The organism is Streptosporangium nanhuense (assembly GCF_059358815.1).
Map to the genome: position 1 here is coordinate 157,288 of NZ_JCADBG010000001.1, position 24,551 is coordinate 181,838.

Annotated in this window: 17 protein-coding genes; 5 read left to right on the forward strand and 12 right to left on the reverse strand. The window is 72.0% G+C overall.

Features of this window, described 5'->3' with window-relative positions; all coding sequences use genetic code 11:
- Positions 1–128 precede the first annotated feature (128 nt).
- Entirely contained in the window at positions 129–1,589 is a 1,461-nt protein-coding gene (locus tag AC5L38_RS00640) for an amino acid permease (RefSeq protein ID WP_495240739.1), read from the forward strand.
- A 54-nt stretch (positions 1,590–1,643) separates the two neighbouring features.
- On the opposite strand, the gene AC5L38_RS00645 is transcribed toward AC5L38_RS00640, so the two are convergent.
- The gene (locus AC5L38_RS00645) at positions 1,644–3,746 is read right to left on the reverse strand and encodes a 3-hydroxyacyl-CoA dehydrogenase NAD-binding domain-containing protein (RefSeq protein WP_495240740.1); all 2,103 of its coding nucleotides are present in this window, start codon (positions 3,744–3,746) and stop codon (positions 1,644–1,646) included.
- Positions 3,743–4,942, reverse strand: coding sequence for a thiolase family protein (locus AC5L38_RS00650; RefSeq protein WP_495240741.1), 1,200 nt, complete (start codon positions 4,940–4,942; stop codon positions 3,743–3,745). Before AC5L38_RS00650 ends, AC5L38_RS00645 begins: the two co-directional genes overlap by 4 nt.
- Positions 4,943–5,147: 205 nt before the next feature.
- Between AC5L38_RS00650 and AC5L38_RS00655 the strand changes: the two genes are divergently transcribed.
- Positions 5,148–6,140, forward strand: coding sequence for a LacI family DNA-binding transcriptional regulator (locus AC5L38_RS00655; protein WP_495240742.1), 993 nt, complete (start codon positions 5,148–5,150; stop codon positions 6,138–6,140).
- A 103-nt stretch (positions 6,141–6,243) separates the two neighbouring features.
- Here the strand turns inward: AC5L38_RS00655 and AC5L38_RS00660 are convergent, their stop codons facing one another.
- From AC5L38_RS00660 to AC5L38_RS00675, 4 genes are all read right to left on the reverse strand, one after another.
- On the reverse strand, positions 6,244–6,990 hold the full coding sequence (locus AC5L38_RS00660; RefSeq protein ID WP_495240743.1) for a hypothetical protein: 747 nt from the start codon (positions 6,988–6,990) through the stop codon (positions 6,244–6,246).
- Positions 6,991–7,117: 127 nt separating this feature from the next.
- Positions 7,118–7,963 (reverse strand): sugar phosphate isomerase/epimerase family protein, encoded by an 846-nt coding sequence (locus AC5L38_RS00665; RefSeq protein WP_495240744.1) that lies wholly within the window; start codon positions 7,961–7,963, stop codon positions 7,118–7,120.
- Entirely contained in the window at positions 7,960–9,099 is a 1,140-nt protein-coding gene (locus AC5L38_RS00670) for a dihydrodipicolinate synthase family protein (protein WP_495240745.1), read from the reverse strand. The genes AC5L38_RS00665 and AC5L38_RS00670 overlap by 4 nt, the downstream gene beginning before the upstream one ends.
- Complete coding sequence (locus AC5L38_RS00675; protein WP_495240746.1) at positions 9,099–10,241, reverse strand: Gfo/Idh/MocA family protein; 1,143 nt, start codon at positions 10,239–10,241, stop codon at positions 9,099–9,101. Before AC5L38_RS00675 ends, AC5L38_RS00670 begins: the two co-directional genes overlap by 1 nt.
- A 154-nt stretch (positions 10,242–10,395) precedes the next feature.
- On the opposite strand from AC5L38_RS00675, the gene AC5L38_RS00680 reads away from it, so the two are divergent.
- From AC5L38_RS00680 to AC5L38_RS00690, 3 genes are all read left to right on the forward strand, one after another.
- Positions 10,396–10,950, forward strand: a complete 555-nt coding sequence (locus AC5L38_RS00680; protein ID WP_495240747.1) for a PadR family transcriptional regulator — start codon at positions 10,396–10,398, stop codon at positions 10,948–10,950.
- Positions 10,951–11,113: 163 nt separating this feature from the next.
- Positions 11,114–11,833: a DUF8817 family protein gene (locus AC5L38_RS00685; protein ID WP_495240748.1), complete on the forward strand. Its 720-nt coding sequence runs from the start codon at positions 11,114–11,116 to the stop codon at positions 11,831–11,833.
- A 296-nt stretch (positions 11,834–12,129) separates the two neighbouring features.
- Positions 12,130–12,762 carry an HNH endonuclease family protein gene (locus AC5L38_RS00690; RefSeq protein WP_495240749.1) on the forward strand — a complete coding sequence of 211 codons (633 nt, stop codon included), beginning with the start codon at positions 12,130–12,132 and terminating at the stop codon, positions 12,760–12,762.
- A gap of 207 nt (positions 12,763–12,969) precedes the next feature.
- On the opposite strand, the gene AC5L38_RS00695 is transcribed toward AC5L38_RS00690, so the two are convergent.
- The 6 genes from AC5L38_RS00695 to AC5L38_RS00720 form a co-directional block, all read right to left on the reverse strand.
- A complete protein-coding gene (locus AC5L38_RS00695) occupies positions 12,970–15,747 on the reverse strand; it encodes a discoidin domain-containing protein (RefSeq protein WP_495240750.1) in 2,778 nt (925 codons plus the stop codon).
- 195 nt (positions 15,748–15,942) lie between these two features.
- Positions 15,943–16,854 (reverse strand): DUF7158 domain-containing protein, encoded by a 912-nt coding sequence (locus AC5L38_RS00700; RefSeq protein ID WP_495240751.1) that lies wholly within the window; start codon positions 16,852–16,854, stop codon positions 15,943–15,945.
- A gap of 41 nt (positions 16,855–16,895) precedes the next feature.
- Positions 16,896–21,116, reverse strand: coding sequence for a glycoside hydrolase family 38 N-terminal domain-containing protein (locus AC5L38_RS00705; protein ID WP_495240752.1), 4,221 nt, complete (start codon positions 21,114–21,116; stop codon positions 16,896–16,898).
- 91 nt (positions 21,117–21,207) lie between these two features.
- Positions 21,208–22,038: a carbohydrate ABC transporter permease gene (locus tag AC5L38_RS00710; protein WP_495240753.1), complete on the reverse strand. Its 831-nt coding sequence runs from the start codon at positions 22,036–22,038 to the stop codon at positions 21,208–21,210.
- Entirely contained in the window at positions 22,035–23,084 is a 1,050-nt protein-coding gene (locus AC5L38_RS00715) for a carbohydrate ABC transporter permease (protein WP_495240754.1), read from the reverse strand. Before AC5L38_RS00715 ends, AC5L38_RS00710 begins: the two co-directional genes overlap by 4 nt.
- 4 nt (positions 23,085–23,088) lie before the next feature.
- On the reverse strand, positions 23,089–24,372 hold the full coding sequence (locus AC5L38_RS00720) for an ABC transporter substrate-binding protein (RefSeq protein WP_495240755.1): 1,284 nt from the start codon (positions 24,370–24,372) through the stop codon (positions 23,089–23,091).
- Positions 24,373–24,551 lie beyond the last annotated feature (179 nt).

A 24,551-nucleotide genomic window follows, 5' to 3' on the forward strand; every position in this document is an offset into this window, starting at 1 on the left:
GACGGACGGCATCGGGGACCGCCCCCCAAACAACCCCGAGTTCGCCGTTCGGCCGCCGATCAACTGGGCATGTGACCTGAGACCAGGAATGTGACCTGGGACACAGTTCCGGCGGCCGAGGAGGGACCATGAGTGTCTTGCGCGTCAAGTCGGTGGAACAGTCGATCTCCGATACCGAGGCCCCCGAACATCGGCTGCGCAAGGATCTCAGCGCGCTGGACCTCACCGTCTTCGGCATCGGCGTCGTCATCGGCACCGGCATCTTCGTGCTCACCGGCCGCGTCGCCAGGGAGATGGCCGGGCCCGCGGTCGCCCTGTCCTTCGTGGTCGCGGGCGTCGTCTGCGCGCTGGCGGCGCTCTGCTACGCCGAGTTCGCCTCGACCGTCCCGGCGGCGGGGTCCGCCTACACCTTCGCCTTCGCCACCCTCGGCGAGTTCCCCGCCTGGATCATCGGCTGGGACCTGATGCTGGAGATGATGCTCGGCGCCGCGGTCGTCGCGGTCGGCTGGTCGGGATACCTGACCTCGCTGCTGGCGTCCATGGGGGTAACGCTGCCCGGGGCGATCGCCGGGGAGGGGGCGGCGTTCAACCTGCCCGCCGCGCTGATCGTGCTGATCCTCACCGCGGTCCTGGTCGTCGGGATCAAGCTGTCGTCCCGGTTCAACCTGGTCATCGTCACCATCAAGCTCGCGGTCATCCTGCTGGTCGTCGTGGCGGGGCTGTTCTTCGTCAGGGCCGCCAACTACACCCCGTTCGTCCCGCCGTCGAAGCCCACCCCCGCGGTGGAGGGGCTGTCCGCGCCGCTGATCCAGGTGCTGTTCGGGATCACCCCGGTCGCGTTCGGGGTGCTGGGCATCTTCAGCGCCGCGGCCATCGTGTTCTTCGCCTACATCGGCTTCGACGTGGTCGCCACCGCGGCCGAGGAGACGCGCAACCCGCAGCGGGACCTGCCCATCGGCATCCTGGCCTCGCTCGGCATCTGCACGGTGCTCTACGTCGCGGTCTCCATGGTCGTCGTCGGCATGCAGCCCTACGGGCAGCTCAGCGAGGCGGCGCCGCTGGCCGACGCGTTCAAGGCGGTCGGCCAGACCTGGGCCGCGTCGCTGATCAGCATCGGAGCCCTGGCCGGCCTGACGACGGTCGTGATGATCCTCATGATGGGCATGTCGCGGGTGATGTTCGCCATGTGCCGCGACAACCTGCTGCCGCGCGGGCTGGCCAAGGTGCACCCCAAGTACCGGACCCCGTACCTCATCACCATCATGATGGGCGTCGTCGTCGCGGCCCTCGCCGGGCTGGTGCCGCTGTCCACCATCGCCGAGCTGGTCAACATCGGCACGCTCTTCGCGTTCGTGGTGGTCTCGATCGCGGTGGTCATCCTCCGCCGCACCCGCCCCGACCTGCCGCGTTCCTTCCACACCCCGCTGGTGCCGCTGGTGCCGGTCCTGTCGGTGCTCGCCTGCCTCTACCTGATGCTCAACCTCCCGGTGGAGACCTGGCTCAGGTTCGTGGCGTGGATGCTGCTCGGGGTCGTCATCTACTTCGGGTACGGCTACCGGCACAGCAGGCTGTCGGAGCACTCCCGGTAGAGCTGTACGGCTCCCCTGACCGCGGGAGGACAGGGGAGCCGTACGGGAAGAACGTCAGGCGGGGACCGAGGCCACGCCCGGCGGCAGGAAGCGCGGCTCGGCGATGCCCGCCCGGTCGAGGTACGGCGTGACGCCGCCCAGGTGGAACGGCCAGCCCGCGCCGAGGATCATGCACAGGTCGATGTCCTGGGGAGCCGAGACCACGCCCTCCTGGAGCATGAGGCGGATCTCCTCGGCCAGCGCCCGCAGCGCCCGCAGCCGGACCTCCTCGGCCGTGGACGGTGAGGTGCCGCCGGTGAAGAGGGCCACCGCCTCGGGGTCCAGCGAGAAGTCGGGCGCGTAGACGCCCGGCTTACCGGCCGCGACCAGCCGGGCGAGGTTCTCCGACACCCCGTAGCGGGCCGGGAAGGCCTCGTGCATCGTCTCGGCGACGTGCAGCGCCACGGCGGGGCCGACCAGCTGCATCAGCGCGAACGGGGTCATCGGCAGGCCGAGCCCGTCCAGCGCGTGGTCGGCGACCTCCAGCGGGGTGCCCTCGTCGACGGCGCCGATGACCTCGCCCATGAAGCGCGTCAGCAGGCGGTTGACCACGAACGCGGGCGCGTCCTTGACCAGCACCGACGACTTCTTCAGCGACCGCCCGACGGAGAAGGCCGTGGCGAGCGTCGCGTCGTCGGTCTCCGCCCCCCGCACGATCTCCAGCAGCGGCATCACCGCGACCGGGTTGAAGAAGTGGAAGCCCACCACGCGCTCGGGGTGGCGCAGCCCCGAGGCCATCTCGGTCAGCGACAGCGAGGAGGTGTTGGTGGCCAGCACGCACTCGGCGGAGACGACCTCCTCGACCTCTGCGAAGACCTTCCGCTTCACCTTCATGTCCTCGAACACGGCCTCGATGACGAAGTCGGCGTCGGCGAACGCGTCCTTGGTCAGCGAGCCGGTCACCAGGGCCTTGAGCCGGTTGGCCTGGTCGGCGGAGACGCGCCCCTTGCCGAGCAGCTTGTCCACCTCGGCGTGGACGTAGCCCACGCCCTTGTCCAGCCGGTCCTGGTCCAGGTCGGTCAGCACGACCGGGACCTCCAGGCGGCGGGCGAACAGCAGCGCCATCTGCGAGGCCATCAGGCCCGCGCCGACGACGCCGACCTTGGTGACCTTGCGGGCCAGCGCCTTGTCGGGGGCGCCGGCGGGCTTCCTGGCCCGCCGCTGGACCAGGTCGAAGGAGTACAGGCCGGCGCGGAGCTCGTCGCCCATGAGGAGGTCGGCCAGGGCCCGGTCCTCGGCGTCGAAGCCCTCGTCGCGCGAGGCGGTGCGGGCCAGCTCGACCAGCTCCAGCGCCCGGTAGGGGGCCGGGGAGGCGCCGTGCAGCCTCATGTCGAGCAGGAAGCGCGCGTCGGCGACCGTCTTGGCCCAGTCGTCCCCGGTGTGGTCGGTACGGGTGACCGTCACGTCGCCGCGCAGCACCTGGGCGGCCCAGCGCAGCGACTCCTCCAGGAAGTCGGCGGGCTCGAACATCGCGTCGGCGACACCGAGCGCGAACGCCTCCCGGCCCTTGGTCACGCGGTTCTGCGCGAGCGGGTTCTCGACGATCAGCTTGACGGCCGCGGCCGGGCCGATCAGGCGGGGCAGCAGCTGGGTGCCGCCCCAGCCGGGGACCAGGCCGAGGAAGCACTCGGGCAGCGCCACGGCGGGCACGCCGGAGGAGATGGTCCGGTACGTGCAGTGCAGCGCGACCTCCAGGCCGCCGCCCATCGCCGCGCCGTTGACGAACGCGAACGACGGCACCTCCAGCTCGCCCAGGCGGCGGAACACGTCGTGTCCCAGCTTGCCGATCTGGAGGGCCTGGTCGCGCTCGGAGACCAGCGCGGCGCCCTTGAGGTCGGCGCCGACGGCGAAGACGAACGGCTTGCCGACGACGCCGACGGCCGCCAGGTCGCCGCGCCCGGCGACCGCGTCCAGGGCCTCGCCCAGCGAGGTCAGCCCGCCGGGGCCGAACGTCGACGGCTTGGTGTGGTCGAAGCCGTTGTCCAGCGTGATCAGGGCCAGGGTGCCCGCCCCGTAGGGCAGCTCCACGTCGCGGACGACCGCCCGGGTGACGACCTCGTCGGCGAAGATCTCCGCGATGTCCGTGCCGCCCGCGGTGCCCGTCTTGATGTCCGTCACTTCTCGCCCTCCCAGCCGAGGTTCTCCCAGATGACCGTTCCGCCCATGCCCAGGCCCACGCACATCGTGGTCACGCCGTAGCGGACGTCGGGGCGCTCGCCGAACTCGCGGGCGAGCTGCGTCATCAGGCGCACCCCGGAGGAGGCCAGCGGGTGGCCGAAGGCGATGGCGCCGCCGTAGGGGTTGACCCGGGGGTCGTCGTCGGCGATGCCGAAGTGCTCCAGGAACGCCAGCACCTGCACGGCGAACGCCTCGTTGATCTCGAACAGCCCCACGTCGGAGATGGAGAGCCCGGCCAGGCGCAGCGCCCGCTCGGTGGACGGGATCGGCCCGACGCCCATCACCTCGGGGTCCACGCCCGCGAAGGCGTACGAGACCAGGCGCATCTTCGGCGTGAGGCCGAGCTCCCGCGCGACGTCGGCGGCGGCCAGGACGCAGCCGGTGGCGCCGTCGTTGATGCCGGAGGCGTTGCCCGCGGTGACCCGGCCGTGCGGGCGGAAGGGGGTCTTCAGCCCGGCAAGGCCCTCCAGCGTGGTGCCGGGGCGGGGGGCCTCGTCGGCCGTGGCCAGCCCCCAGCCCTTCTCCGCCGACCTGATCGCCGTCGGGACCAGGTCGGGCTGGATCCTGCCGTCGGCGTACGCCTTGGCGACCTTCTCCTGGGAGGCGAGGGCGAAGGCGTCCGCGCGGTCCTTGGTGATGGAGGGGTAGCGGTCGTGCAGGTTCTCGGCGGTCATGCCCATGACGAGGGCGGAGCCGTCCACGAGCTGCTCGGCCAGGAAGCGGGGGTTGGGGTCGACGCCCTCGCCCATGGGGTGGCGGCCCATGTGCTCGACGCCGCCGGCGATGGCGACGTCGTAGGCGCCGAAGGCGATGCCACCGGCGACGGAGGTCACCGCGGTCATCGCGCCCGCGCACATGCGGTCGATCGAGTAGCCGGGCACGGTCTTGGGCAGCCCGGCCAGGATCGCGGCGGAGCGGCCCAGGGTCAGGCCCTGGTCGCCGATCTGCGTGGTGGCCGCGATGGCCACCTCGTCGACACGCTCGGGAGGCAGATTCGGGTTACGCCGGATCAGCTCGCGGATGACGCGGATCACCAGGTCGTCGGCGCGCGTCTCGGCGTACAGGCCCTTGGGGCCCGACCTGCCGAATGGTGTGCGCACACCGTCGACGAATACGACGTCACGAGACGAAGGCACGGGGTTCGCTCCTCGTTGCTGGATGGCTTCCCCACCATGCTACTCGTCAGTAACAACGCTTGGCGCGGCCGGGCGCGCGAGAGGTGGGTAAGTTGTCCCCAAGAGTGTGCGGGCCTGCGAGGCCCCACCTCGCGGGCCGTGTCCGGGATGCGGGGCGGGGGGTAACTCTGGCAGACTTTGGAAAACGCTTTCCTGGAGGTTGTCGGTGGTCACGCTTGAGGATGTCGCCCGGCAGGCGGGCGTCTCGCTCGCCACGGCGTCACGGGTGCTCAACGGCAGCACCAGACAGGTGGGCGCCTCCCTGCGGGCCAAGGTGGAGCTGGCCGCCGCCGAGCTGGGATACCGCACCAACGTGGCCGCGCAGACCCTGGCCAGGGGGGCCAGCAACGTGATCGGCCTGGTCGTCCACGACCTCACCGACCCCTACTTCGCCGCGATCGCCGACGGGGCCATGCGGGTCGCCGAGAGCCAGGGGCTCATGGTCATGATCGGTACGACCCACCGCGACCCCGAGCGGGAGATCGCCTACGTCTCGACGCTCAACGCCCAGCGGGTCCGCGCCGTGCTGCTCGTCGGCTCCCGGGTCACCGACCCCGAGACGACCCGGCGCCTTCGGACGGAGCTCGACCACTACCGGGAGTCCGGAGGCCGGGTCGCCTGCGTGGGCCAGAACCTGCTCGGCGTCGACACGGTGGTGCCGGACAACCGCCTGGGCGCCGCCGAGCTGGCCCGCGCCCTCGCCGGGCTGGGACACCGGAACTTCGCGATCCTCGCCGGGCCCGACTGGCTGATCGCGCCCAGGGACAGGGTGGAGGGGTTCACCGGTGCCCTGGAGGAGCTCGGCCTGCCCGCGCCGCGCGTCCTGCACGGCTCCTTCGACCGGGAGGGCGGCTACGAGGCGGCCACCCAGCTGTCCGGGGTCACGTGCGTCTTCGCCGTCAACGACGTGATGGCGGTGGGCGCCCTGGCCGCCTTCAGGGACCGGGGCATCCGGGTCCCCGAGGACGTCTCCGTCGCGGGCTTCGACGACATCTTCACCCTGCGCGACCTGGTCCCCTCGCTGTCCACCGTGCGGCTGCCGCTCGCCGGCATGGGTGCCCGCGCGCTGGAGCTGGCCCTCGACCCCTCGCAGGAGTCCAGGGCCGAGAGCGTGACCGGCGAGGTGATCCTCAGGGAGAGCACCCGCGGCCTGGGGTGACACGCCTTCGGCCGGGACGAGGCCGGGGCGAGGGGGCGTCACGACGATCGGCCCGGACACCTGCCGGTGTCCGGGCCGATCGTGTCGTAGGGGAGAGAAGAGGTCAGCGCACGCCGGAGACGGGGTTTCCCTGCTCGTTGACCGGCGGGACGATGAGCTGCCCGCGCAGCCACCGGATCGTCCTGATGACCCCGTCGCCGTAGCCGGGGGAGTGCTGGCGTCCCCGGCCGAGCTGCCGGGACACGTCCTCGGCCGCGCTCTCCTCCATGCCGAGGTTGAGGCCGGTCGGTCCGTGGATGGGGCGGGGCGTGTTACGGACGGGGGACTTCCTGCGGGTGCCGAGGACCCACTCGCAGACGGCGATGGTGCCCGAGCACCACTCCTTCTCCCACTCGCCCGCCGCGTTGGGCCGGCCCTCGCGGGCCAGCTCGGCGATCCTGGCGATCTCGGCCTCGGTGCGCAGGATCACGCCGCGCCCGCCGACCAGGTGTCCCCAGCCCTCCGAGGATTTGCGGCCGGGGATGGGCAGGCCGTCCTTGGCGCCGATCAGCCAGTTCAGGGTGCTGATGACCCCGTCGGCCGGCACGACCCGGCCCTCGCGCGGAACCCGCTCGGCGGCGTCGATCTCGGCGCGCGCGTCGGCGAGGGAGGGCGGGGATCCGTTGGTGGGGCGGCCGCTGATCGGCGCCTGCTCCCGCTTGCCCAGGGCCCAGAGGATCGCCTCTCCCTGGCCGGAGGGGGCCGAGTCGGGGTTGGCGGCCTCCCACTCCCTGATCGCTTCCAGTACGGCCATCACATGTTCCGGCGGCCGCTGTACGGCGGGGCTGGCTTCGCTTTCTGCGGTCGTCATACCCCTACCGTACGAGTACCTGCCATGTCACTCCAACGTGAACCGGTATTCCGGGCCCCGCGAACGCGTTTTCCCGCGTGTTGGAACGGTCCCCCGCCCCCGGAACACCGTGGCGGGGGACCGCGTGTCAATCGCCGACGAACTCGGCGAAGGCGGCCTTCACCCTGGCCAGGATCGCGTCGGGGTCCGCGGCCCACACGTCCGCGTTGAAGATCTCCACCTCGATGTCCCCCGTGTAGCCCGCCTCGGCCACCGCCCGGGTCATCGGCGCGAAGTCGATCACCCCGTCGCCCATCACCCCCCGGCCGAGCAGCACGTCGGCGGGGAGCGGCGACAGGAAGTCGCACACCTGGTAGCTCGCGATCCGGCCCGAGGCCCTGGCGATCTCCTCCAGCACCCGGGGGTCCCACCACACGTGGAAGGTGTCGACGACGACGCCCACCTGCTCGGCGGGGTGCGCCTCGGCCAGGTCGAGCGCCTGGCCGAGCGTGGACAGCACGGCCCGGTCGGCGCAGTACATCGGGTGCAGCGGTTCGAGGGCGAGCCGCACCCCGCGCTCGCCCGCGTACGGGGCCAGCACGGCCAGCGCCTCGGCGACCCGCTCCCGCGCGGCGGGCAGGTCGCGGGAGATCGTGCCCAGCGGCTCGCCGGGCACCACGCCGGGCAGGCCGCCGACCACCATGACCAGACAGGCGGCGCCCAGCGTCGCGGCCTCGTCGATCGCCCTGCGGTTGTCGTCCAGGGCCTCGGGCCCGCCGGAGGTGAGGAACCCGCCCCGGCACAGCGACGACACCCGCAGCCCGGCGTCCGCGACGAGCTTGACGGTCTGCTCCAGGCCCTGCGCGGCGACGTCCTGCCGCCACAGGCCGATGGCCTCGACTCCGTGCCGCACGCACCCGTCGACGGCCTCGGCCACCGTCCAGCGCTTGGTGGTCCACTGGTTCAGCGAGAAACGGCCCGTGCGCACGCTCACAGGCCGTTCACCGCCAGCAGCGAGCGCATCCGGGAGACCGCCAGCTCGGGGTCGGCCAGCAGCCCCGCCCCGTCGGCCAGGCGGAACACCTCGGCCAGATGGGGCAGGGAGCGGGCCGCCTGGGCGCCGTTGACCATGGCGAAGGCGTCCTGGTGGCCGTTGAGCCAGGCCAGGAAGACGATTCCCGTCTTGTAGTTGTACGTCGGAGCCTCGAAGATCTTCCGCGAGAGCGGGACCGTGGGCTCCATGATCTCGTCGTACCGCCCGAGGTCCCCGGCGTCGAGTTCCTCCAGGGCCGCCGCCGCGGCGGGGGCGATCGCGTCGAAGATGCCCAGCAGGGCGTGGCTGCCCGACTTGATGAGCGAGGGGTAGTTGAAGTCGTCGCCGGTGTAGAGCCGCACGCCCTCGGGCAGCGCCGCGCGCAGCCCGATCTCGTGCTCGGCGTCCAGCAGCGAGACCTTGACCCCCTCCACCTTCGCCGCGTGGTCGCGGATCAGGGACAGGAACGACGCGGTGGCCTCGGGCACGTCCCGCGAGCCCCAGTAGCCCGCCAGGTTCGGGTCGAACATCTCGCCCAGCCAGTGCAGGATCACCGGGCGGTCGACCCGCGAGAACAGCTCGCCGTAGACCCGGTGGTAGTCCTCCGGGCCCCGCGCGATCGCGGCCAGCTGCCGGCTCGCCATCACGATGACCCCGGCGCCCGCGTCCCGCACGGTCTCGATCTGCTCGGTGTAGGCCGCCACGATCTCGTCCAGGGTCCGGGCGTGCGGGGCCTGGTCGGTGCCCGCGCCGCAGGCCACCAGCTCCGCCGGGTCGCCGAAGGCCTTCGCCTCGGTGGCGCTGCGCCGGATCAGCTCGCGGGTGGCCGCCCAGTCGAGACCCATGTTGCGCTGGGCGGTGTCCATGGCGTCGGCGACCCGCAGCCCGTACGACCACAGGTGGTGCCGGAAGCGCAGGGTGGCGTCCCAGTCGACGGCGGCGGGGGAGCCCGGGGTGTTGTCGCCCAGCGGGTCGGCGACCACGTGGGCGGCGGCGTAGACGACGCGGCTCACCGCCGGGCCCGCGGGCCTGGTCCAGGTGACCGGCTCGCGCAGGGTGTGCTCCCCGCCGGGCAGCGCGATCCTCAGGGCGGCCATCAGGGCTCCACCGGCAGGCGGCGGCCCTCGGCGGAGGAGCGCAGGCCCAGCTCGGCGAGGCGCACACCGCGGGCGCCCGAGGCGAAGTCGTAGGGGAAGGGGGCGTCCTCGACCACGTGGCGGACGAACAGCTCCCACTGGATCTTGAAGCCGTTGTCGAACTCCGCGTTGTCGGGCACCTCCTGCCAGCCGTCCCTGAAGCGGGCGGTGGCGGGCAGGTCGGGGTTCCAGACGGGCTTGGGGGTGGCGGCGCGGTGCTGGGCCCGGCAGTCGCGCAGGCCCGCGACGGCGCTGCCGTGCGTGCCGTCCACCTGGAACTCCACCAGCTCGTCGCGGTTCACCCTGACACTCCAGGAGGAGTTGATCTGCGCGATGATCCCGCCCTCCAGCTCGAACACCCCGTAGGCGGCGTCGTCGGCGGTGGCCCGGTAGGTCTCGCCCCGCTCGTCCACCCGCTCGGGGATGTGGGTGACGGCCTGGGCGTAGACCGAGGTGACCCGGCCGAACAGGTTCTCCAGCACGTACGCCCAGTGCGGGAACATGTCGAGGACGATGCCGCCGCCGTCCTCGGTGCGGTAGTTCCACGACGGGCGCTGCGCGTCCTGCCAGTCGCCCTCGAACACCCAGTAGCCGAACTCGCCGCGCACCGACAGGATCCGGCCGAAGAAGCCGCCGTCGATCAGGCGCTTGAGCTTGAGCAGGCCCGGCAGGAAGAGCTTGTCCTGCACGACGCCGTTCTTCACCCCTCTCGCGGTCGCGGCCTCGGCCAGCGCCAGCGCGTCCTCGTACGTCTCGGCGGTCGGCTTCTCCGCGTAGATGTGCTTGCCCGCCTCGATCGCGGCGAGCACGGCCTTCACCCGGGCCTGGGTGACCTGGGCGTCGAAGTAGATCAGGTTGGTGTCGTCCGCGAGGGCGGTGTCGAGGTCGGTGGTCCAGTCCGCGATGCCGTGCTCGCCCGCCAGCCTCTCCAGCTTCTCCGCGCTCCGGCCCACCAGCACCGGCCTGAGCAGAACCCTCCCGCCGTCTGACAGCGTCACGCCGCCCTGCTCGTTGATCGCCAGGACCGATCGGACCAGGTGCTGGCGGTAGCCCATGCGGCCCGTGACACCGTTCATCACGACGCCGATGCTTTGGGGGGACATTCTTCTCCGACCTCCAGGTGGAAAGCGCTTTCCTTTCCACGGTACGGCAGCCGTCCCGCCCGCTGCAAGCGTCAGGGGAAAGGAGGGGTGAGCTGGGGGGCGTCCGCGAGGCCGGTAAACTCCGGATCACCGACCGTTCGGAGATGGGGGCAGGGTGTCGGCCATTCGGTTGCTGGTGCTCGGGGCCGTCCGCGAACGCGGCCGGGCGCACGGCTACCAGGTGCGCGCCGACCTGGAGAGCTGGGGCGCGCACGAGTGGTCCACCGCCAAGCCCGGCTCGATCTACCACGCGCTCAGGCAGATGGCCAAGCAGGGGCTGCTGCGCGCCCACGAGCTGGCGCCGAGCGTCGCGGGCGGGCCGCCGCGCGTGGAGTACGAGCTCACCGCTGAAGGCGACGTGGAGTTCCTGGCCATGTTGCGCACGGCCCTGGCCAGGCACGACCAGAAGATCGACGAGCTGACGGCCGGGGTGGGTTTCCTCGACTGCCTGCCCAGGGAGGAGGCGCTCGCGCTGCTGAAGGAGCGGCTGGCGGCACTCGACGGCTGGCGGGCGGAGGTCGCCCGCCACTGGACGTCCGAGGGCGCCGACTCCGGTGACTGGGAGCCGACCGCCGAGATCATGCGCCTGTGGACGCACTTCTCCGGCAGCGGCGCCGAATGGACCCGCGGGCTGATCGAACGTTTGGAGAAGGACGCGCACGCGTCCTGAGAGGGCCGTGCGGGGCGTTCGCGCGTGAGGTGTTTCCGTGGGGCTTCCGGGTGGGGCATCTCCCCGCGGAGCGTGACAACCCAGGAGGCATCTTCCTTAGGTCGCCGCTACACTCGGACGCGCCAGTAGTAAAATTTGACTACTGCATATCCGGAGGAGCGAGATGGCCAACGAGATAACCGTGCCGATACTGCCCTGCCGATCGATCGACGAGGTCGAGGAGTTCTACCTCGCGCTGGGTTTCACCAGGACCTATCGCCAGGACCGCCCGTACCCCTGCCTCGGCCTGCGGCGGGAGGACATCCACCTGCAGTTCTGCGGCATCCCGGGTTTCAGGCCGGAGGACTCCTACGGCAGTTGCATCATCAGCGTCCCCGACACCGGGGTTCTCTTCCGCGCCTTCGCCGAGGGCGTGCGGTCGGCGTACGGAAAACTCCCCGTCTCCGGGATCCCCCGGATAACCCGGCCGAGGAAGCGGAAGAACGCCGACAACCTCGCCGGGTTCACGGTCGTCGACCCGGGAGGGAACTGGATCCGGATCTTCCCCTCCGCCGCGCCCGAGGAGGCGGAGGAACCCCCGGCGAGCAAACTCGCCACGGCGGTGCGGAACGCCGTCGTCATGGGCGACTCCCGCGGCGACCCCCGGCAGGCCGCCAAGATCCTCGACGGCGCGCTGGCGCGGGCCGAGGACGCGTCGAAGGCGGACCTCGTCGAGGCGCTCCTCTACCGCGCCGAGATGGCCCTGGCACTCTCCGACCGCGAGCGGGCGGGCGAGCTGCTGGCCCGCGTCCGCGCGATCCCCCTGGAGGCCGCGGAGCGGGAACGGCTGGCCGAGACGCTGGCGGGCGCCGACGACATCGAGGTGGTCCTTTCCTCCGGCTGAACCCCGCGAGGACGGTCCTTTTCTCCGGCTGATCCCCGCGAGGATTCCGGCGTTCACGCAATCTTCACGGCGCGTTCGGAGGGAAAGGGGAGCCCGCGCTTTTCCGCGCGCCATGTCATCGCAGATCAAACGCGTCCGATCACGGACCAAGGCAGTATCCGACCAAGCGCGTCCTGACTCGTCGTCAAACCATGACATTTCCGCATTTGTCATGAGTTGAGACGTTCCGTCTGTCCTCCTCTCGCCGTGCCCAGACCCCCCGACTGGCCGAGGTGGAGCGACAGAAGGGGCCACTCGTGAAACGAGTCGTCACCGGGATTGCCGCCACCCTCACGGCAATTCTCCTCACCGTCTCCCTGACAACGGGAAGCGCGTCGGCGACCCCGCCCAACATTCCCTCCGCGGCCACCGCCGCCAGCAGGCTGGCGACGCTCACCGTCGCGGCGGAGACCAACCAGTCCTCCTACGACCGGTCGCTGTTCAACCACTGGATCACCATCAGCGGCGCCTGCAACACCCGCGAGACGGTGCTCAAGCGGGACGGTACGGGAGTGGTCGTCAACTCCAGCTGCGCGCCCACCTCCGGCAGCTGGTACTCCCCGTTCGACGGCGCCACCTGGACCGCCGCGAGCGACGTCGACATCGACCACATGGTGCCGCTCGCCGAGGCGTGGCGCTCGGGCGCCTACGCCTGGACCAGCGCGCAGCGCCAGTCCTACGCCAACGACCTGGGCGGCCCCGAGCTGTGGGCGGTCACCGACAACGTCAACCAGGCCAAGGGCGACCAGGACCCCTCGACGTGGCAGCCGCCGCTGGGAAGCTTCGACTGCACCTACGCCAGGGCGTGGATCCAGGTGAAGTACTACTGGAAGCTGACCCTGCAGAGCTCGGAGAAGAGCGCCCTTCAGGGCATGCTCGCGAGCTGCTGAACGTCCCGCTCCGTCCCCTCGTGAGAACGGCGGGCGTCCGGACCCTCTGATCAGGGGTCCGGACGCCCGCCGCCCGCGTGGCGGGAAGCTCCCGTGCCAGGTCCCGCGCCCCGGCCCGGACCTCCCCGGACCTCCCCGGACCTCCCCGGCACGCGCCGGCCGCCGCCGGCACCGGTCAGGCCCTACGGCAGGGGAGGGGGGCGAAGGTCAGGGGGCCGCGATGGTGTACGTCGCGCCCGCCTGGGTCGGGAAGGTGATCACGTTGCCGCTGACGGTATGGGCCACCGTGCCGCCGCCGACCCGGTTGACCACGATCGTCCGGCCGGGCCAGGGGTGCTGCAGGCGTACCTGGCGGCCCGCCTCGCTGGTGATGTCGACGTAGGTGACGCGCCCGCCGGAGAACGCGCCGGAGACGACCATGGCGTCCTTCTCCCGCAGCTTGACGAAGCTCGCGTTCCTGTTCGCGGGCCACACGGGGAACACTCGCATGACGCCGCCGTCGCTCTGCAGCATCAGGTTGTTGACCGCCTCGATCGCCCCGCCCTTCTCGATGCCGTGGTGGGGGTCCCGGACGAGCAGGTTGGCGTCCAGCTTGTTGTTGATCTCGTTCTTTAGCCTGTCGATCAGGCTCTGCGCCGGGTAGCCCACCCGCGCGGCCTGGGTGAACACCTTGGGGAAGCTGTTGTCCTGGCCCCAGGAGTTCATCGCGTCGAGCGTGTCGATCGCGGTCTGCCGGTCGGCCGCCGGGGAGTTGATCCCGAGGGCCTCGCCGGGGTGAATGAACTCCAGGTTCACGGTGTTGTCGCCCGGCCGGATCGCGCGGCCGTCGCTGAGCGTGCCCGGGTCGGCCAGCGCGTAGACCCGCCTGCCGTTGTGGGTCGTGGTCGGGATCGGCGCCAGGCGCTGCAGGATGTTCGTCCAGGTGGCCCGGTCGCCCGCGTCGACGCCGAGCTCCACGCTCGCGTCGACCAGCGTCGACAGCAGGTTCCGCAGCAGCCCGAGGTCGGCGCTGGAGTTGCGTCCCCAGGTGCCCTCGTGCGGCCCGCCGTAGAGGTTGTAGCGCTGCGCTCCGGCGTCGTACTCCAGATAGTGCTGGAAGAAGGCGGCGACCTCCTTCATGAAGGGGTACGCCTTCGACGTCAGGAAGGTCCGGTCCCGGGTGTAGTCGTAGTAGGCGATGTACTGCGAGGCGGTGAACAGCGAGTTGACCACCTGCTGGTGGTAGTTGTCGTCGGCGGTCGCGCCGAAGGGCGCGATGCCCACGGGGAAGAGCACCCCGCTCGGCACGCCCCCGCTGGGGAAGCGGGCGCCGACGTAGTCCGGCTTGACCCGCCTCAGGTCCTGCTGCGCCCGCCGCCTGGCCTCGGGCAGGTAGGCCTGCACCAGGTCGTAGTACGGCAGGGCGAGCTCGGGCCTGTTGCTGGAGTAGACGCCGTAGAAGTTGGCCATCCAGTTGTAGTTCAGGTGCATGTCACCGCTGAACTGGGGCGAGTCGGTGGTCGCCCAGACGCCGTAGAGGCCCGGGGCGGTCTTGCCCGCGCGGCTGGAGGAGCCGATCAGGTACAGCGACCCGTAGTAGAACCTCTCCAGCACGTCGTCGCCGAGGTCGACGTACGACTTCAGCCAGTACTGCTTCCACCACTCCACATGCGCGTTGTAGAGCGTGTCGAGCGAGCCTCCGCTCTGGCCGTCCGCCAGCGCGCGGGCGGCCGGTGCCGGGTCCGCCGGGTTCTGGCCGCCGCCCGCGACGGCCGTCACGACGCGGACGGTCTGGCCTGGCGGCAGGTCGAAGACCGTCGTCGCCGCCGCGCCCGAGGCGGCAGGGCTCCCCACGGGGTTCGCGCCGACCAGCCGGGTGGCGAGAGAGGCCCGGGAGACCCACCTCGACCCCGAGGGGGTCTGGCGCGTCGCCCACGTCGTGGTGCCCGAGACGCCCGCCGTGTTGGTGAAGCCCGTCCTGGGGGCGGGCGATCCGGCGGAGGTCTGCGCCCTCAGCCGCACCGTGGCGGAGCCGAGCGACCGGATCTGGGTGACCACGAGGTTGTCGCCGGCCGCGGTCCAGGTCTTCATGGCCACCGGCACGCCGCCGATGGTCATCGTGGTGTCGATCTCGCCCTTGAGGATGTTCTGCTCCTCCAGGAAGGGGCCGGACGGCTGGGTGGGCCCTCCGGCCCCGTACAGCTCGATCTGGCCGATGCGCGCGCGGGGGTTGGCGGCGGAGTCCGGCGTCGTGCCCTGGGTCGGCTCGGTGATGTTCAGCCGCACGTAGCGGGCGCTCACCGAGGCGATCGTCCGGTCGCTCACGGCGCCGGTGTTGCCGGTCACCGTGTCCACGGTGGACCAGGTGCTGTTGTCGGAGCTGACCGAGACGGTGAAGTTCCTGGTGTTGTTGGCCGTCTCGGCGGGGCGGGCGGCGGAGTCGTGCCTGAGGACGTAGCGGGTGAAGGTCCTGGCGGAGCCGAGGTCGAGGGTGATGGTCTGGGGCTTGCCGACCTCGGAGACCCAGCCCTCGTACCCGGAGCCCCAGCCGCCGTTGACGGCCCGGTTCGGCGGGAAGCTCGGGTGGGAGCTGGACGCCGTCGCCGACGCGCCCAGCGCGAGGTTGCCCGAGGAGCCCGTGCCGCCGTCGGGGGAGATGGAGACCGAGCCCAGGGAGACCAGGGAGGGGTTGGGGTTGCCCGCCCAGAAGTTCCCCTTGGTGATGTGGAAGGTCTTGAAACCGTCACCTCCGGCGGAGGTGACGCCGACGTCGCCGTTGCCGAGCAGGGCGGTGCCCGGCACGGTGTTCGACACGGCGCCGGTGTAGGCCTGGTCGGTCCATCTGCCCTTGATGCCGGAGAGCAGCTGCTGGACCTCGGTCCACTGCTGGGCGGGGGAGGGGGTCGCGGCCCGGGCCGGGGTGGCCGTGACGAGCGTGGCCACGAGCGCGGCGGCCAGCGCGGAGGGGAGGAGGTGCCTGAGACGGGGGTGCCTTGTTCCGCTCACGGGGGGTGTCCCTTTCGTGGTGTCTTCGCTGATCCCGGGGCTCGTCGCCGCCGGGCCGGTGGCGGTGGGTACGGGTCTGCGGCGGCTCCTTCCTGGTCGTCGGGGATCGGGTCGGCTTCGGGCTTCGAGGCGGCGAGGCTTCGGGGCGGCGAGGCTTCGGGGCTTCGGGGTTTTGAGGCGGCGGGGCCTCGGGGGTCAGTGCCGGTGGGTGTGGTCGGGCTGGCGGATGTCACCGGGGTGCTCGAAGCCCGGCAGGAGGACCGCCCGCGCGCACCGCGCGTCCGCCCACAGCGCGAAGCTCCGGCGGCGGGCGGCCTCCAGCAGGTCGGCCCTGATGCGCGGGGCGGCCCGCAGGAGCGTGACGGTGCCCGCCTGGAGCGGGCCCGTGACGAAGGTGTGGCGCTCGATCGGGCCCACGACGGCGTCCTCGGGCGCCGCGAACAGCGCCCTGTCGATCGCCTCGGCGAACTCGCCCTGGCGCACCAGGTAGCGGCGGCCGCCGTTGACCGGCCGGTCGTCGTGGTGGTGGGTCACCATGCGGGCGGGGCGGCCCCGGTACCTGTCCTGGTTGGCGGCGTAGTAGGCGGCCACCTCGCGGTCGCCGACGGTGACGCCGGAGGTCATCTCCCGGTAGAGGGCCTGCGCGAGCGGGTCGGCCGCCAGGACGGCGGCCAGCACGCTCCCGAGCTCCAGGCGCGCGGTGGCGTCCAGCTCCAGCGGCGGGCCGCAGGCCGTCGCCGTCGCCGCCGCCAGGCCGCGCCGGGCCGCCTCGTCGGCGACGACCCGCTCGGTGACGAGCAGCTGGACGGCCCAGCGGCGCAGCTGGCGGCCCTCGGTCGTGCCGTCGGCGGGCAGCAGGGGGCCGCGCGGCCCCGCCCGCAGCAGCCGGACGCGCTCCTCGACCCGGGCCACGGTCACGGGCGTCCCCCCGACCCAGGCGGCGACCGCGGACGTCCCGTGGACGTGCGCGGTGGTCTTTCCAGCGGGTACGGCGGCCGGGGGCGTCCCGTGGTCGTGCGCGCCGCTCCTTCCGGTGGGTACGGCGGCCTCGGACATCCCGTGGACGTGCGTGGTGGTCCCTCCGGTGCGTACGGCGGCCTCAGACATCCGCGCACCGGTCAGGGGCGTCTCCCCGGCGCCGGCGGCGGTCATCCGGCGGCCCGCACGCGCAGCGGCACCGCCGGGGAGTACGAGACCCTGCCGAACCACATGCACTTGAGCAGCACCCACCACGATCCCGCCCTGGCCCCGGCCGGTACGGTCACGTCGACGTGGAGTTCCGCGCCGCCGCCCGCCGCGACCGCGAGGGGATGGGACGCCGTCCGCACCGCGTCCCACGTCCCCCACGGGCTGATCACCTGAGCCTCGCCCCTGATGCCGAAACCGGCGTGGTTGCGCAGTACGGCGGTGAGCCGCCCGCTCCCTCCCGGTGCGAGGGTCAGGCCCTCCCCGGGCAGCTCGGCCTCCAGCGGCCCGGCCTGCCCGCCCGGTACCGGACGGCCGCGCCCGTCCACGAAGAGGACGTCCTCGTGGACCTGGCCGCCGTAGGCGAGCCGCGCGGCGACCACGTGCGGTCCCGCGCCGGCGTCCGGGGCGGGGGTGAGGCCCACCTCGAAGGAGGTCCAGCCGCCGGGGCCCAGCAGCACCGGCCTGTCGCGGGGGTCGGCGTCCCAGCCGGGCGGGACCACGATCCTGAGACGGCCTTCCGCGTCGGTGTCGACGAGGTCGGAGGCCAGCGTCACGAGCAGCCCGGACCCGCCCCCCGGCTCGCCGGACGGCCGCAGGCTGACGCTCACCGGCTGGTGGCCCAGCGGCGCCGCCCCCCTGTTGTGCAGCCAGTAACGGGAGAAGACCGGCTGCGCGACCTCCGCCGAAGGACCCAGCGCCTCACCGCCCGTGCCCAGCTCCGCGACCTGCGGCTGCAGGGCGTACGTCGTGACGCCGCCGGGGCCGATCTCCCCGTGCAGGACGCCGTCCAGCGTCTTGGCCGCGCTGCCCTCCACCTCCAGCAGGTCGGCGACGGCCGCCTGGACGAAGGGGACGTGCGATCTCAGGCGCAGGGTGGCGTGGCGGCCGTGCGGCTCGTACAGCCGCGCGCTGACGCCCCGCCGGGGGTCGGCGGCGCGCCCGCCGCCGCGCGCGGCCGGGTTGCCGCCCGCCTTGAACGCGGCGAGCACGGCCGCGCAGGGAGGCTCGACCGACAGCAGCGACGCGGAGGCGGGCAGCGGGCCGGGGTGCGCGTCCTCGACGACGGCCCGGAGCGGGTGGTTGAAGTCGTGCGCCCTGGCCACCAGGCCGGTCTCGCGCCAGTCGCCCTCGCCCCCGGCCAGCGCGTAGTCGAAGGAGTGGCTCCAGTGCTGGAGCTGGAACCCGCTGCCGTCGGGCGCCGTGCGCCTCGGCGGGTCGATCCAGACCCCCGATGGCCAGCCGGTGCACGAGCGCATGAGCGACAGGTGCATCCGCCCCTCGGTGTCGACGGCGAAGCCGGGCACGCCCCGGTTCAGCACGGCCACGGTGCGGTCGTCGAGGAAGCCCTCCCCCGACAGCTCGCGCGGCTGCGTCACCTCGATCCGGGAGTCGGCCAGGTCCGCGACGACCCCGGCCAGCGCCTCCTCGACGTCGTGCGCCGCGATGACGAGCACCGGCAGGTCCGCGGGGGCCCGCAGGTCGGCGTCGGGCACGAACAGCTCGGCCGGGCCCCGGCCCGCCGGGATCCACAGCAGCGCCCGGCCGCCGGTCGCGAACTGCCGGTCGAACTCCTCGCGGTAGCGGTCACCGGCGGCCGCCAGGACGGCCGCGGTGAACGCGTTCCGCTCCGGGCCGCCGACGGCGATCCGCACGTCCGGCAGGTTCGAGTCGAACGCCAGCAGGCCGTAGCGGTTCCCGGCCGCGTACGAGCAGGTCGCGGTCACCCCCGACCGGGCGAGGGCGACGGCCAGCGGCCGCCCGAGCCGGGCGGTGTCGTCCTCCTCGGGGACCACGATCTCGGCGATCCCGATGGCGCGCAGCCCCGCGGAGACCCCGTCCGCGTCGCGCAGCGCGACCCTGGCCGCCGAGCTCAGCCCGAACCACTGGTAGGCCGGGTTGTCGAGGGTCCACGGGTGGCGGGCGGTGTCGACGTCGGGGTGGGCGAACGCGCGGCCGACGACTGCGTGCCCCACCTCGGAGACGGGGAGCGCCCCGGCGACGGCGCACGGCCAGCGCAGCCGCACCAGCTTGTCGTCGCCGTCGAAGGTGTCGACGTGGGTCACGCAGTCCACCCGGTCGATCCCGTGCCACAGCGTGAGGACCTGGGTGTAGGTGAGCGGCCCGGCCGCCCCGGTGACCGTGACGCGCCGGCCGGCCGGCGACTCCTCGGCGACGACCGCGTGCGCGGGGGCTGAAGCGGAGCCGGCGGAGGTGCCGTTGGGCAGCAGGTGCCAGGGGCCCTCGCGGAAGACCGGGTGCTCGGAGTACTCGTCGTACACCACGATCTCGTTGCCCAGCCCGCCCGGGGTGAGCAGCTCGCGCCCGGCCACCAGGTCGACCAGGCTCCGCACGCAGCCGCCGCGCTCGGGGTCGACGGTGAGCCGGTGGTACTCGTTGGCGATGGTGAGCGTGTCGACCGTCCGCCACCGCGAGACCTCGCCTGTGGACTCGGTGGCCAGCCGGTAGGTGCGGTAGCCGACCGAGGGCACCCCGGCGGCGACGAACACCACCTCGGCGGTGCCGTCCCCGAGGTGCTCGACGGCCGAGGGCACCGCCTCGCCCGCGTCGTCCACGACACCGTGGAACGGCGCGGGCACGGTGACGCGGACCACGTCGGTGCGCGGCCAGGCCAGGGCGTTGAACACCGTGACGGCACGGCCCTCGCCCCGGGTGTCGACGCGGGCCGACAGGTGCCGCAGCGCGGCGTCGTGGACGGTCCGCGACAGGTCGAACGCCTCGCGCCAGCCGGCCAGCAGGTCCAGGTAGACCTGGTCGGACTCGGTCCCGGTGATCGCGTCGTGGTGCGCGCCGTAGACGAGCTGGCGCCAGGCCTTGTCCAGCGCGGCCTCGGGGTAGGCGGCGTCCCCCGCCAGGCAGGCCAGCGTCGCGAACCTCTCCGCGTCGAGCAGCAGGTTCTCCGCGGCCCGCTGGGCGAGCTTGGTGTCGATGTAGGAGACGTCCTTGCCGGTATAGATCGGGTTCATGTCGCGCGTCTGCGGCGACAGCCGCCTGCCGGTGGCCGCCAGCTCCGCGGTGACCGCGGAGAAGAAGTCGCGCGGCAGCGCGCTCACGAACCGGGGCCAGGTGTAGCGGGCGTTCCAGTCGCGGTGGATCGCGGTGACCCACTTGTTCGGCGGGCTGTAGTCGGTGCCGACGGGCAGCAGCACGTTGCGGGTGGCGGCCACCGTCCTCATCCGCAGGAACAGCCGGTAGACCGACTCCTCGGCGTCCTGGAGGGTCTCCGCGGAGTCCATCGACCACCCGGCGCTGTAGTGGGCGGCCATGTAGGCGGTGAGCAGGCCCCGGCCGCTCGGCGAGATCCACTCGAACTCGCTGCGGAACTGCATGCCCGCGGGCTCCGCCTGCGGGGTGTCGTACGTGCCCATGGTCAGGCTGGGCCCCCACTGGTGGAAGGGGCCGCGCGCCCAGGAGCTCGACGTCAGCCCGGCGTCGGCCATCAGGCCGGGGAACTGCGGGTCGTGCCCGAACGCGTCGAGCTGCCAGGCGGTGGCGGGGTCGCCGCCGAGAATGTCGCGCTGGAAGCCCATGCCGTACACGGCGTTGCGGATCGTGGTCTCCGCGCCGGTCAGGTTGGTGTTCGGCTCGTTGTGGGTGCCGCCCATGATCTCCAGGCGGCCCTCGGCGATCAGGCGCCGGACGACCTCGCGGTTCTCCGGGAAGGTGTCCCAGTACGGCTTGAGGTAGTCGACCTCGGCGAGCACGAAACGGTAGTCCGGGTCGCGCCGGGCCAGCTCCAGATGCGCGTCGATCAGGTGGAAGCCGGTGAACTGGAAGCTCATCCGGTCGGGCTGGGCGCCGGGCTGGGCGTCCCACTCGCTGGTGTAGCCGGCCTGGGTGTTCCACCACACCGGGTCATAGTGGAAGTGCGACACCATGTGCACGGTCCAGCCGGGCTCGGCCACGGTCAGCGTGCCGGACGCCACGGCCCGTTCGCCCCCCGCCGCCACCTCGACGGTGACCTCCACCCGCGAGCCGGCCGGCGCGTCCGTACGCACCGGCACCTCAAGAAGCCCGGAGCCCGCAGACGACGACAGCGTGCCGTGCGCCCCTCCGGTGACCGTCACGTCCAGCCGCCCGGACGGGCCGGCCCCGGCCGTGCGGACGCGCAGGATCTGGCACGGATCGTCGTGCGGGCCGGTGAAGAGCTCGGTGGACTCCACGGAGCCGATCGTCAACATTCGGAGCCTTCGCGTGGTCGGGACGGGGGAGGGCGTGCGGGTACGAGGCGGCTGCCGGAGGAAGAGGGGCTGCTCAGCCCTTGATCGCCCCGCCGGTGAGGCCCTTGACGAAGCTGCTCTGCAGGGCCAGGTAGAAGACCAGGATCGGCAGCGTGGCCAGGAACATGAAGGCGAAGACCGAGCCGAAGTCCGACTGGTGCTCGCCGATCGCCCGGTAGACGCCGACCGTGACCGTGGTGCCGCTGTCCGGCCCCAGGACGATCAGCGGGGTGAGGAAGTCGTTCCAGATCCACACGCCGAGGAAGATCAGGACGCTCGCCGAGGCCGGGCGCAGCAGCGGGAAGACCACCTGCCAGAAGGTGCGGAAGGTGCTCGCGCCGTCGAGCCTGGCGGCCTCCTCCAGCTCCAGGGGGACCGACTTGACGAACCCCATGAAGAGCAGCACCCCGAACGGCACGTAGTAGCCGAGGTTGACCAGGATCAGCCCCGGCGCCGTGCTCATCAGGCCCAGCTCCCGCAGCACCATGGTGATCGGGGCGAGGATGACCGGCGAGGGGATGAGCAGGCCGCACAGCAGCGTGACCGTCACCACCTTGGCGAGCAGGTGGCGGGAACGGGCGATGTAGTGGCCGAGCATCGCCGACAGCACCGTGAGGGCGGTGATCGAGATCGCCGTCACCGCGATGCTGTTGACCAGGCCGTACACGAACAGGTTGTCCGGCCGCGACAGGACGGCGGCGATGTTGTCCAGGGTCGGCGGCGAGGGGAGGCCCGCCGGGTCGGGCACGATGTCCGCGCCGTGCTTGAAGACGTTGACCAGCACCAGATAGAGCGGCATGAAGAACACGGCGCCGACGAACAGGGCGATCACCGGGCGCAGCCAGGGGACGCGGGTGTCGTTCAACGGGTCACCTCACGTCGTTGCAGCACGCGGAGCACGAGCACCGAGACGCACGCGACCAGTACGAGCATCACCGTGGCCATCGCCGAGCCGTAGCCGACGCGGTTGCCGTTGAAGGAGGTCTGCACCACCTGGAAGGCCATGGTGGTCGTGGTCCCCGTGCCCGGCCCGCCGTTGGTGATGACCTGGATCTGGTCGTAGGCCTTGAACCCGGTGATCAGCAGCATCACCGTGTTGATGGTGAGCGCCGGGGCGAGCATCGGCCAGGTGACGTTGCGGAACCGGGCCAGCGGCCCGCACCCGTCGATGGCCGCCGCCTCCTGCAGCTCGCGCGGCACGCCCTGCAGTCCCGCGAGGTAGACCACCACGCAGAAGCCGAGCATCTGCCAGGTGATGACCCACGCGATCGTGTAGAGCGCGATGCCCGGGTCCGACAGCCAGCCGGGCGGGTCCTCGACGCCCAGGCCGCGCAGCGCGGAGTTGAGCAGGCCGTCGTCGGTGAGGACGACCTGCCAGATGACGCTGACCACCACCGAGCTCAGCACCACGGGGGTGAAGAACACCCCCCGCAGCGCGACGTAGAGCCGGGTGGGCCGGTCGAGCAGCTGCGCGATCAGCAGGCCGCCCACGTTGGCCAGCACCATCACGATGACGGTCACCACCACGGTGTTCGCCAGCGCCCGGAGGAACTCGGCGTCGCCCAGCAGCTCGGCGTAGTTGCGCAGCCCCACCCACCTGGTCGGCGGGTTGAACGGGTTGCGGTTGGTCAGGCTGTGGTACGCCGTCATGCCGATCGGCACCAGGACGAACAGCAGGTACGCCAGCAGCCCGGGAAGGGCGAACAGGGCGAAGGTGGTGATCCTGCCTCTCACCCGCCGCCGGCCGCGCGGGGGCCGGTCGCGGACGGGGACGACGGCGAGGGCCGGGCCGTCCCGGAAGGGAGAGCCCTGGGAGGTCTGCGAGCTCTGGGAGGTCTGGGGAGGAGGTGAGGACGGGCGGTGCGCCGCGGGCGGGCCCTCGCCGCGCACCCCGTGTGGCGTGCGTGTCATGGCGCTACTGCGTCGCCTTCGCCCACTGGTCGTCCAGGTAGGCCGTGAACTCCGAGGTCGGCTTCTCGCCGGTGATCAGGTCCTGGACCGCGACAGCGGTCTTGTCGGCCAGGCCCGGGGGCAGTGAGCCGTCGCCGGTCTCCTGGGAGAAGGCGTTGACGATGGCGTTCTCCCTCATGCCCCGCTCGTAGATCTCGACGGTCGCCTTGTAGACGGGGCCCATGTCCGCCGGGGGCGTGTAACCCTTGATCGCCGGGATCGAGCCGTCGGCCTTGACGAACGCGTCGTTGTTCGCCCGGTCCTCGTCGAAGGCGAGCGCCCACTTCTTGGCCAGGGCGACGTCGGCCGCGGTGGCGCTGACGGAGGTGCCGCCGCCGGTGAAGGTCGGCACGACCAGGGAGCCGTCGTCGGAGGGCCAGGGGAAGGCGCCGATCTCGAAGTCCGGCTTCTTGTTGTCGGCCGAGGTCGCGAACCAGGAGCCCATGGGGTACATGGCGCCCTTGCCGTCGCGGAAGGCCTGCTCGGTGTCGGCGTACGAGCGGCTCAGGCCCGCGGGGTCGATGTAGCCCCGCTTCGCCAGGTCGGCGACCTTCTGGGCGGCCGAGGTGAAGGCGGGGTCGGTGAACCTCACCGACCCGGCGGCCCGCCGCGTCAGCCAGTCGGGGGTCTTGGCGTAGACGTCCGTGGCGACGGTGCCGGTCAGCGGATACATGTCCGCCCAGGTGTCCGCGCCGCCGCCGCCGACCACGAACGGGGTGATCTTCTTCGCCTTCAGCCGGGCGGAGACGTCCAGCAGCTGCTGGTAGGTCGTCGGCGTCTCGGTGATGCCCGCCTCTTCGAACTTGGTCCTGTTGTAGTAGACGACCGGGATGACCTGCGTGTTGTACGGCAGCTGGTAGACCTTGCCCGCGACGGCGCCCGCGGTCGGCGCGACGAAGTTCCTGAGCTCCTCGGCGGTGAAGGCGGCGAACTTGCCGGCCTGCGCGAACCCGGCGGGGTTGACCGACTGCAGGATGTCCGGCAGGTTCCCCGAGGCGTCCAGCTGCTTGGCGTAGCCGGTCCGGTCCACGTTCGGCGTCACCAGCTTCTTGATGGTCACGCCGGGGACCTTCGCGGACGCCCGCGCGATCGCCGCGTCCCAGAACGCCGCGTCGAGGTTCGGCGTCTCGAACACCAGGAAGCTCAGCGTGACGTTTCCGCCGGCGGCGGGCCTACCTGCCTCGGCACCCATGCCGCACCCGCTCACGGTGAGCAGGGTGACCAGGCCAAATGCTATTGATCTACGCAAAGCGCAGCCCTCCTTGCTCCGGCTTCGAGTTCGTGAAGCGGAGGCGAGATAACGTTATCTCGAAGGGTAGGGTGTTACCGCCAGGTTTCAAGAGGGGGCTCGGCAACGGGTTGGTCACGCCGGACCGAGCCGGTCGCCTCTCGGCGGGCGTGGAGGGTAAAGAGGGTGTGGAAGACATG